The organism is Clostridium sp. (genome assembly GCF_051656525.1).
Classification (GTDB): domain Bacteria; phylum Bacillota; class Clostridia; order Clostridiales; family Clostridiaceae; genus Clostridium.
In genome coordinates this window covers 1-9452 of record NZ_JBOGCC010000250.1, presented here as the reverse complement: position 1 = coordinate 9452, position 9452 = coordinate 1, and the positions used below count along the sequence as shown (strand labels likewise).

The following is a 9452-nucleotide window of genomic DNA, read 5'->3' as shown; positions in this document are numbered from 1 at the left end:
CATTTTACAAATTCTAATACAATTCCTGCTAGTGGTCCAAAGACGAATGCTCCTATAAGTATTGGTAAATCACTTAAATCAATTTTAAGCCATGGTGCTATTGGAATTATAGGAATTTTTATAAATCCTAAGAAGAAGGCCATCCCTATTAATACTGCCCACTTTACCATTCTTTGAGTTTTGTCTTTTTTTCTTACATTTGCCATTTTGTTTTCCTCCCCAAAAGACATCTTCTTTGGGTAAATTAAATTTAAAAAAGCCCTGAAACAACGTGTTTCAGGGCGCAAACATACAACTTTAAATTTAACTTTACCTTCTTTCATCCAGACTATACTGTCGGCTTCGGAATTACACCGAATCATGCTAAAAACTTAGCTCGTGGGCTATACCACCGGTGGGGAATCACGCCCCGCCCTGAAGATATTCATATTTTATTTACAATTTTATTGTACATCCTTGTTATTTTTATGTCAATATTTTCTTATTAAATTTTTTATTAACTTTCTTTAGGTGTTTTCATCGTTAAACTTATTCTATTTCTTTTTGAATCAATTTCTAAAACCCAAACTTTAACTACATCTGAAACTTTAACTACATCAAGTGGGTGTCTTACAAATCTATCTGCCATTTGGCTCTTATGCACTAATCCATCTTGATGTACTCCAATATCTACAAATGCTCCAAAGTCTGAAACGTTTCTAACTGTTCCCATAAGTTCCATTCCTGGTTTTAAGTCCTTAAGTTCTATAACACCTGTTTTTAATATTGGTTTTGGCATTTCGTCTCTTGGATCTCTTCCTGGTTTTTGAAGTTCCTTTATTATATCTGTTAAAGTCATTTCTCCAACATTTAAATCAGTAGATAACTTAGCTAATCCTATCTTTTCTACTCTTTCATTTATATCAGTTAATGCCTTACTTTTTAAATCATCCATTGTATATCCTAAAACCTTTATAAGTTCTTCTGCAATCTTATATGATTCAGGATGAACTGATGTATTATCAAGTGGATTCTTACTTTCCATTACTCTTAAAAATCCTGCACATTGCTCATATGCTTTTTGCCCTAATCTTTTTACCTTTAGAAGTTCTTTTCTAGTTTTAAACTCACCATTTTCTTCTCTATAAGCTACTATATTATCTGCTATACTACTATTTACTCCAGATATATATGTTAAAAGACTTGGTGTTGCGGTATTTAAATCTACTCCAACCTTATTAACAGCATCTTCAACTACTCCTGTTAATGATTCTGATAATTTCTTTTGAGTAACATCATGTTGATATTGCCCAACTCCAATAGCTTTAGGATCTATTTTCACAAGCTCTGCAAGTGGATCTTGAAGTCTTCTTCCTATTGATATAGCTCCTCTAACTGTAACATCTAAATCAGGATATTCCTTAGTAGCAAGCTTAGATGCTGAATATACTGATGCTCCAGCTTCTGAAACTATAACATATGATACTTCTCTTCCTTCTTCATTTTTTATCTCTTTAATCATTTCACTTATAACTTCTTCTGATTCTCTTGAAGCTGTTCCATTTCCTAAAGAAATAACTTCTACACCATACTTTTTAATTAAGTTCTTTAAAGTTTTCTTAGTTCCTTCAATATCCTTTTTAGGAACTGTTGGATATACAGCTACATTATCTAAAAACTTTCCATTCTTATCTAAAATAGCAATCTTACATCCTGTTCTAAATCCAGGATCATATCCCATTACAACTTTCCCTTTTATAGGTGCTTGAAGTAATAATGCTTTTAAGTTTTCTTTAAATATTTTAATAGCTCCTTCTTCCCCTTTTTCAGTAAGCTCACTTCTTATTTCTCTTTCAATTGAAGGATATATTAATCTTTTTAAAGAATCTTTTACTGCCTCTTTTAAATATTCATCTGTTATACTATTATTCTTTAAAACATAGTTTTCTAGATATGAAATTAATTTTTCTTCATTCATAACTATTTTTACAGAAAGAATTTTTTCTTTTTCTCCTCTATTAATAGCTAAAATTCTATGTGGTGGTATTTTAAATACGTCCTCACTATACTCATAATACATTTCATAAGGTGTTCTTTCGTCACTTGAACCTTTAGTTTCAATTTTACCCTCTCTAAATGTAATTCCTCTTATCCATTTTCTATATTTAGCTTCATCAGATATAGCCTCTGCAATTATATCTGATGCACCTTTTATAGCATCCTCTATTGACGTAACTGCTTTTTCCTCATTAATATACTTTGAAGCTTCTTCGTTGAAATCACCTTTAAAGTTTCCTGACATTATAAGTTCTGCTAAAGGCTCTAAACCTTTTTCTTTAGCAATTGTAGCTCTTGTTCTTTTCTTAGCCTTGTATGGTCTATAAAGGTCTTCTACCTCTGTTAATGTTTCTGCTTTTTCAATACTTTTCTTAAGCTCTTCATTAAGCTTTCCTTGTTCTTCTATAAGTCTTATAACAGCAGTTTTTCTATCTTCTAAGTTTCTTAAATAAACTAATCTCTCTTCTAAGTTTCTTAAAACTTCATCTGATAAACCATCTGTTTTTTCTTTTCTATATCTTGATATGAATGGAACTGTATTCCCTTCATCTAGCATCTCTATAACATTATTTACAATACTTAATTTTAATCCAAGTTCTTTAGCTAATCTTTCATTTATATTCATAAAAAACCTCCAACCTTTATTCTACTTTTTTATTATACCCTTTATTCCCTTCTTATCAATATTTTTTCTATTTATTTTCATTTTTCCTATTTTTTATTATCAAATTGTTATATAATTTAATTGGTAATATTTGTAAATAAGGAGGTATATATGAATAAAATCATTCAAAAAACACTTTCACTAGTACTTCTAATTCTCTTAACCCTTTTAATTTTTGATTACTTTAAGGTTATAGAATTTGATAAAATTTTAAAGAATTCCTTTGCTTTTATAATAGTCACTTTTTCTATTATATCTTCTATGACTGTTATTTTGAGTTCCTCTCCTGGGTATATGAAATTTATAAATTATGTTATTATAATATCCCTCTTTTTAGGTGGCATTCTTATTATAAGCAATAATAAATTTAATATCTTTGTTGCTATTTTTCTTTTATTTACTATATCATATTCATTAATTGATATGCTCTATAAAAACAATTAAAAAAAGAAGTCTTAAAGTTACTAATCATTTATTAATTCATATTAATAGACTTTCTTTAATAAATATTAAAGAAACAATATTTTTAGGAGAATTAATGTGTTAAAAAAACTTTATAGACTTCTTTTTCTTTTATCACTCTCTATTTTTATATTATTATCCTTTGTCTACATACCTCTTTATGATTTTGATAGTAATATAGTTAAAAATAATATATCATATCTCTCTTCTGATAAAATTGGAGGAAGAATTTCTGGTTCTTTAGAAAATGAAGCAATCTCTAATGATTTAGCAAACAAGCTATCTGAAATTGGCTTAGTCCCTTTAGGCAATGGAAGCTTTAAACAAGGATTTACTATAACTGTTCCGTATAAAGTTTCTGAAACTGGTATTATGCAAATATTAAATAATGATAACTCTATAATAGACTTTACTTATGGAGTAGATTTTAAGGAGGATTTATTAAACTTTAAAGAAAATGAGATTACTTTATCCACCAAAGACAACCTAAAAATCCACAAGAACGCTATCACTTTTAACAAAAACGGTGGATTATTTTTATTTTATGTATCTGATGATTCTGATTTTAATTTTAGAAGTTCCTTTATTCATGATTCATCAATCGCTTTTTCTGTTGCATTAAAAAAAGAAGCCTTTATTAAAATTTCTAATCTTCTTAAAAATGGCTCATCTCTTTATTGTAAGCTTCCTTATTCAACAAAACTTACTGAAGTTTATAATGTAGCTGGTAAAATTGAAGGGACGAATAAAGAAAAAAAACCTCTTATTCTTTCAGCTCACTTTGATCATTTAGGAACTGACTGTTTAGATAATATTTATTGTGGTGCTTTAGATAATGCTTCTGGTACAGCTTTTTTATTTGAAACTTTAAAGGTTTTTTCATCACTTAATTTAAAACCTGACCGTGATATTATCTTTGTCTTTTTAAATGCTGAAGAGTTTGGTCTTTTAGGTTCTGAGGCTTTCTCTAAAGAGTATGCTTCCTTAATCTCTGAAGCTGAAGCTATAAATTTTGATATGCTTGGTGCACCTAATACACCACTTTCTATTGTAAGGTCTGAAAATTCTAAAGATAAATACTCTAACAACTTGACTTCACTAAAAAAATACTTTAAAAAAGAAATCCCCATAACTTTTGAGAACTCTAGTGACCATGTAAATCTATCTAAATATGGTGCTGATGCTTTAACAATTACTCATGCCGATACAAGTAAAATTCATACACCTAAAGATAAAGTAGAATATATATCTACTGATTCTTTAGAACAAGTATTTAAGATAATAAATCAAAAAATTATAAACCATTGTTATCCTACTTACAAAAGAATTCTTTTAAACAACGGAATCTATCTTTTTTCATTTTCTATATGCTTAATTTATATAACTGCTAAAAATCTCCAAAGATTTAAATATAAATAAATAAAAAGCCTATCTTTAATAAAAGGTAGGCTTTTTTAAAGGTCTTAAACTATATAAGGGGGATTAAATAGTTTCAACGTATACTATATATTATTCTTTTCTATTTAATTCTGCCACAATAAATTTATCTATTTCTCCATCCATAACAGCTTGAACATTTGAAGTTTCTTCTCCTGTTCTATGGTCTTTTACCATACTGTATGGGTGGAATACATATGAACGTATCTGGCTTCCCCATCCCATATCTTTAAGTTCCCCTGTCAAATCTTCTATTCTTTCCTTGTGCGCTCTCTCTTTAAGCTCTATAAGTTTTGATTTAAGCATTTCCATTGCTGTATCTCTATTAGAAAATTGACTTCTCTCATTTTGACATTGAACAACTATTCCTGTTTTTAAATGTGTTATTCTTACAGCTGATTCTGTTTTATTTACATGTTGACCACCAGCACCACCTGCTCTAAATGTATCAACTCTTAAATCTTCTGGTCTTATTTCAATGTCCTGTTCTTTTGTAAGCTGTGGAAGAACTTCTACTGATGCAAATGAAGTTTGTCTTTTACCATTTGCATTAAATGGTGAAATTCTAACTAATCTATGAATTCCCTTTTCTGCTTTTAAGTATCCATATGCAAACTCACCATAAATTTTTAATGTAGCACTTTTTATTCCTGCCTCATCACCTTGCAATAAATCTACTGTTTCAATTCTAAATCCATGCTTTTCACACCATCTAGTGTACATTCTAAGTAGCATTTCAGTCCAGTCATTTGCATCACTTCCACCTACACCTACATGGAGTGTAAGTATGGCATCATTTCTATCATATTCTCCTGATAGAAGTGTTTGTATTCTATATTTTTCTAACTCTTCTTCTAAAAACTCTACTGATGTAATTATTTCATTAATAGATTCATCATCATCTTCTTCCATTAATTCTTTTAATACTTCTACATCTTCTAAAGTAGTTTTTATCTTATTGTAATTCTCTTTTTTATCTTTTAAAATCTTACTTTCTTTTGTAGTTTCTTCTGCTTTTTTAATATCATCCCAGAAATCTGGAGTCTGCATAACTAAATCAAGCTCTTCAATTTTTTTATCTAAGCCTTCATTGTCAAAGTAAGTTCCCCATTTCTGTAATTTTCTCCTTTAGTGTGGTTACTTTAGCTAATGCTTTTTCTAAATCAACTCTCACACGTGCACCTCTTTCCTTTAAAAATAGCAGTGAGTTTTTCTCACTGCTATCATTTTACTCTTTTTTAAACTTCTCTTCCACAGCAGTTTTTATATTTTTTACCGCTTCCACATGGACATTTATCATTTCTACCTGCTACTACTTCTTTTCTTACAGGCTCTTTTTTCTTAGGCTCTTCATTTCCAGTTGCATTTATATTTTGGCGAACCTCCGTTGTTTTTTCTACAACTCTTTCTCTCTCAGGAGCTTTTTCTAATTCAACATGGAATAGATATTTAACTGTATCTAATTTTATAGATTCAATCATTTCTTCAAACATTTCACTACCTTCCATTTGGTATGCTTGAACTGGATCTACTTGTTTGAATGCTCTAAGACCAATACCTTGTTTTAAGTGATCCATCGCATCTATATGATCCATCCATTTCATGTCAACATTTTTAAGAAGAACTACTCTTTCAATTTCTCTTATTCTTTCTTCTCCAAATTCTAACTCTTTTCCAGCATAAATTTCAATCGCTATTGCCAATAATTTTTCTTTTATTTCTTCTACTTCTAAATGAACTAAATCATCAATAGTCACTCTATTACTTGGGATACATATCTCATCTAAGTAGATTATTAATTTCTTAAGTGCTTCTTCATAATCTTCTTCTACGCCTAATAAATGATTATCTGTTGATGTAGATACAACATCTTTTATCATTCCAGTAACTTCTTCTCTTAAGTTCTCACCTTCAAGAACTTGTGATCTTTGTTTATAGATAACCTCTCTTTGCATATTCATAACGTCATCATACCCTAAAAGATTTTTTCTTATGTCAAAGTTATGTCCTTCAACTTTCTTTTGAGCACTTTCAATTGATCTAGTTATAATTTTACTTTCTATTGCATCATTTTCTTCAAGTCCTAGTTTATCTACCATTGAATGAGTTTTCTCTGACATAAATATTCTCATTAAGTCATCTTCTAATGAGATATAGAATGTAGAGTATCCTGGATCTCCTTGTCTTCCTGAACGTCCTCTAAGCTGGTTATCTATTCTTCTTGATTCATGTCGTTCAGTACCTATAATTTTTAAACCACCGGCTTCAACAACCCCTTCACCTAACTTAATATCTGTTCCTCTTCCTGCCATGTTAGTCGCAATTGTAACAGCACCGTATTCTCCAGCACTTGTTATAATTTCTGCTTCCTGTTCATGAAATTTAGCATTTAAGACTCTGTGAGGTACTCCTTTTTTCTTTAATAGATTAGAAATAATCTCTGATTTTTCAATACTTGCTGTACCTACTAAAACTGGTTGACCTTTTTTATTTGATTCTATAACTTCATCTACAATTGCATTATATTTTCCTTTAGCTGTTTTATAAACTATATCATGATTATCAAATCTTGCTATTGGTCTATTAGTTGGAATAACAATAACATCTAACCCATAAATTTCTCTAAACTCATTTTCCTCTGTTAATGCTGTTCCTGTCATACCTGATAACTTATTATACATTCTAAAATAATTTTGGAATGTTATTGTTGCAAGTGTTTTAGACTCTCTAGCAATTTTAACATTCTCTTTTGCTTCAATTGCTTGGTGAAGACCATCTGAATATCTTCTACCTTCCATAAGTCTTCCTGTAAATTCATCAACTATAATAACTTCTCCATCTTTAACCATATAATCTTTATCTCTTCTCATAAAGTAATTGGCTTTAAGTGCTTGTGTTACATAGTGTTGTAATTGCATATTGTTAGCATCTGCATAGTTTTCTACATTAAATGTTTTTTCTGCTTTTTCAACACCTTGATGTGTTAACATAACTGCATTTGCCTTTTCATCAATTGTATAATCTTCTTCTGCAACTAATTTTTTAACAAAAAAGTCTGCAACTTTATAAAATTCAGTTGACTTTTCTCCCGCTCCTGAAATAATAAGTGGTGTTCTAGCTTCATCTATAAGAATTGAGTCAACCTCATCCACTATAACAAAGTTAAGCATTCTTTGAACTCTTTCCTCTTTATAGATAACCATATTATCTCTTAAGTAATCAAATCCAAACTCATTATTTGTTCCGTAAGTTATATCACAATTATAGGCATCTCTTCTATCATCATTACTTATATCATGAATTACAACTCCTGTAGTTAATCCTAAAAAACCATAAAGTTCACTCATTTGATCTCTATCTCTTTTTGCTAGATAATCATTTACTGTAATTACATGAACTCCATTTCCACTTAATGCATTTAAATAAGCAGGCAAAGTCGCAACTAATGTTTTACCTTCCCCTGTTTTCATCTCTGCAATTCTTCCTTGGTGAAGTACTATTCCCCCTGTTAACTGAACTGGGTAATGTTTCATTCCAAGAACTCTCCAAGAAGCTTCTCTAACAACTGCAAAAGCTTCAACTAATATATCATCTAAAGTTTCACCATTTTGTAATCTTTCTTTAAATTCTTCTGTTTTTCCTTTAAGCTCATCATCACTCAAAGCTTCCATTTTATCACTTAATTTTTCTATCTTACTTACAATTGGCTCTATTCTCTTAACTTCTCTTTCGCTATATGATCCAAATAACGATTTAAATATTCCCATATCTTCTTCCTTTCAAATCTCTAACATTTTTAATAATGTTCATTTTCTATTTATACATTCTTTGATTATACCATTTTATATTCTCTTTTTTCAACTTTTAACATTTTTTATTTTAAATTTTTTTATTTAAATCGTAACTCCTTATAAAATGAGTAATTTACCTTAATTCTATAAATATTCATTCCTCATCATGTTTATTTATAAATACAAAAAAATCTTACAAGATATCCTGCAAGATTTTTGTCTTTTATCTATTTATATTCTGGATCTAATAATCCATAATTTCCATCTTTTCTTTTATAAACTACACTAACATTATTTGTATCTGTATCCTGATATACAAAGAAACTGTGTCCTAAAAGTTCCATTTGAAGTACTGCCTCTTCTGAATTCATAGGCTTAACTGCAAAACTCTTAGTTCTAACTATTTTTCCTTTAGTCTCTTCTACAGGCTCAACATCAGTTGCTATTTCTGCAAATCTTAATGATTTATTATATTTTCTACTTAATTTAGTTTTTTGTTTTCTAATTTGTCTAACTAATTTGTCTTCTACCATATCTATTGATTTATACATATCATCAGTTGATTCTTCTGCTCTTAGCATTATTCCACTGAAAGGAATTGTAACCTCTACTATCTGCGCATTCTTTTGTACTGCTACTGTAACCTTTGCGTCTACTTCTTTCTCAAAATATTTATCAAGCTTCGAAATCTTTTTTTCTATGCTTTCTCTTAGCCCTTCTGTTATTTCAATATTTTTTGATACTACTGTTACTTTCATAAAGTCCAGCCCCTTTCTACTTAGAGGTTTTTTAACTCTCTTTTTATTAATCAATATTTATTTCTTGTCTACATTTTATCATTTACAGAAAACATTTTCAAGCTTTTTCATAATTTTCTGAATATTTAATGTTGTATAAAAAAAGTGTGATTAAAAAATCACACTTTTTTTATAAAGTTAGCTGACCTGGTCTTTGCCCCCACACTCGCCTACTGGAGCTTTCGCTACCCAGAATCAACCTCTCACTACTAACACTCTCAGATTTAACTGGTAGGACTTACATCTATACCGCACCATGCTCAC

At 29.6% G+C, this 9452-nt stretch carries 7 protein-coding genes and 1 riboswitch; of the genes, 2 read left to right on the top strand and 5 right to left on the bottom strand.

What is annotated here, in order from left to right; all coding sequences use genetic code 11:
* The coding region (locus tag ACRDDY_RS12525) for an ECF transporter S component (RefSeq protein ID WP_438565282.1) at window positions 1-206 on the bottom strand (206 nt) is incomplete at its 3' end.
* 101 nt (window positions 207-307) lie between these two features.
* A riboswitch (FMN riboswitch) is annotated at window positions 308-426 on the bottom strand.
* 70 nt (window positions 427-496) lie between these two features.
* Window positions 497-2662 (bottom strand): Tex family protein, encoded by a 2166-nt coding sequence (locus ACRDDY_RS12520; RefSeq protein ID WP_438565281.1) that lies wholly within the window; start codon window positions 2660-2662, stop codon window positions 497-499.
* 150 nt (window positions 2663-2812) lie between these two features.
* Between ACRDDY_RS12520 and ACRDDY_RS12515 the strand changes: the two genes are divergently transcribed.
* On the top strand, window positions 2813-3145 hold the full coding sequence (locus ACRDDY_RS12515) for a hypothetical protein (protein WP_438565280.1): 333 nt from the start codon (window positions 2813-2815) through the stop codon (window positions 3143-3145).
* A 96-nt stretch (window positions 3146-3241) separates the two neighbouring features.
* Complete coding sequence (locus ACRDDY_RS12510; protein WP_438565279.1) at window positions 3242-4582, top strand: M28 family metallopeptidase; 1341 nt, start codon at window positions 3242-3244, stop codon at window positions 4580-4582.
* Window positions 4583-4672: 90 nt separating this feature from the next.
* Here the strand turns inward: ACRDDY_RS12510 and prfB are convergent.
* From prfB to hpf, 3 genes are all read right to left on the bottom strand, one after another.
* Window positions 4673-5774, bottom strand: a protein-coding gene (gene prfB / locus ACRDDY_RS12505; protein ID WP_438565278.1) for a peptide chain release factor 2 whose coding sequence is annotated in 2 segments (ribosomal slippage) — window positions 4673-5707 and window positions 5709-5774 — 1101 coding nt in all. Because the reading frame shifts where the segments join, the coding sequence is not laid out codon by codon here.
* 64 nt (window positions 5775-5838) lie between these two features.
* Entirely contained in the window at window positions 5839-8367 is a 2529-nt protein-coding gene (gene secA, locus ACRDDY_RS12500) for a preprotein translocase subunit SecA (protein ID WP_438565277.1), read from the bottom strand.
* 251 nt (window positions 8368-8618) lie between these two features.
* The gene (gene hpf, locus ACRDDY_RS12495; RefSeq protein WP_438565276.1) at window positions 8619-9149 is read right to left on the bottom strand and encodes a ribosome hibernation-promoting factor, HPF/YfiA family; all 531 of its coding nucleotides are present in this window, start codon (window positions 9147-9149) and stop codon (window positions 8619-8621) included.
* Window positions 9150-9452 lie beyond the last annotated feature (303 nt).

What these genes read in the sequence shown, in the direction of transcription:
- secA (WP_438565277.1), bottom strand. Translation starts at nt 8,367, where the DNA reads ATGGGAATATTTAAATCGTTATTTGGATCATATAGCGAAAGAGAAGTT.
- ACRDDY_RS12520 (WP_438565281.1), bottom strand. Translation starts at nt 2,662, where the DNA reads ATGAATATAAATGAAAGATTAGCTAAAGAACTTGGATTAAAATTAAGT.
- ACRDDY_RS12515 (WP_438565280.1), top strand. Translation starts at nt 2,813, where the DNA reads ATGAATAAAATCATTCAAAAAACACTTTCACTAGTACTTCTAATTCTC.
- hpf (WP_438565276.1), bottom strand. Translation starts at nt 9,149, where the DNA reads ATGAAAGTAACAGTAGTATCAAAAAATATTGAAATAACAGAAGGGCTA.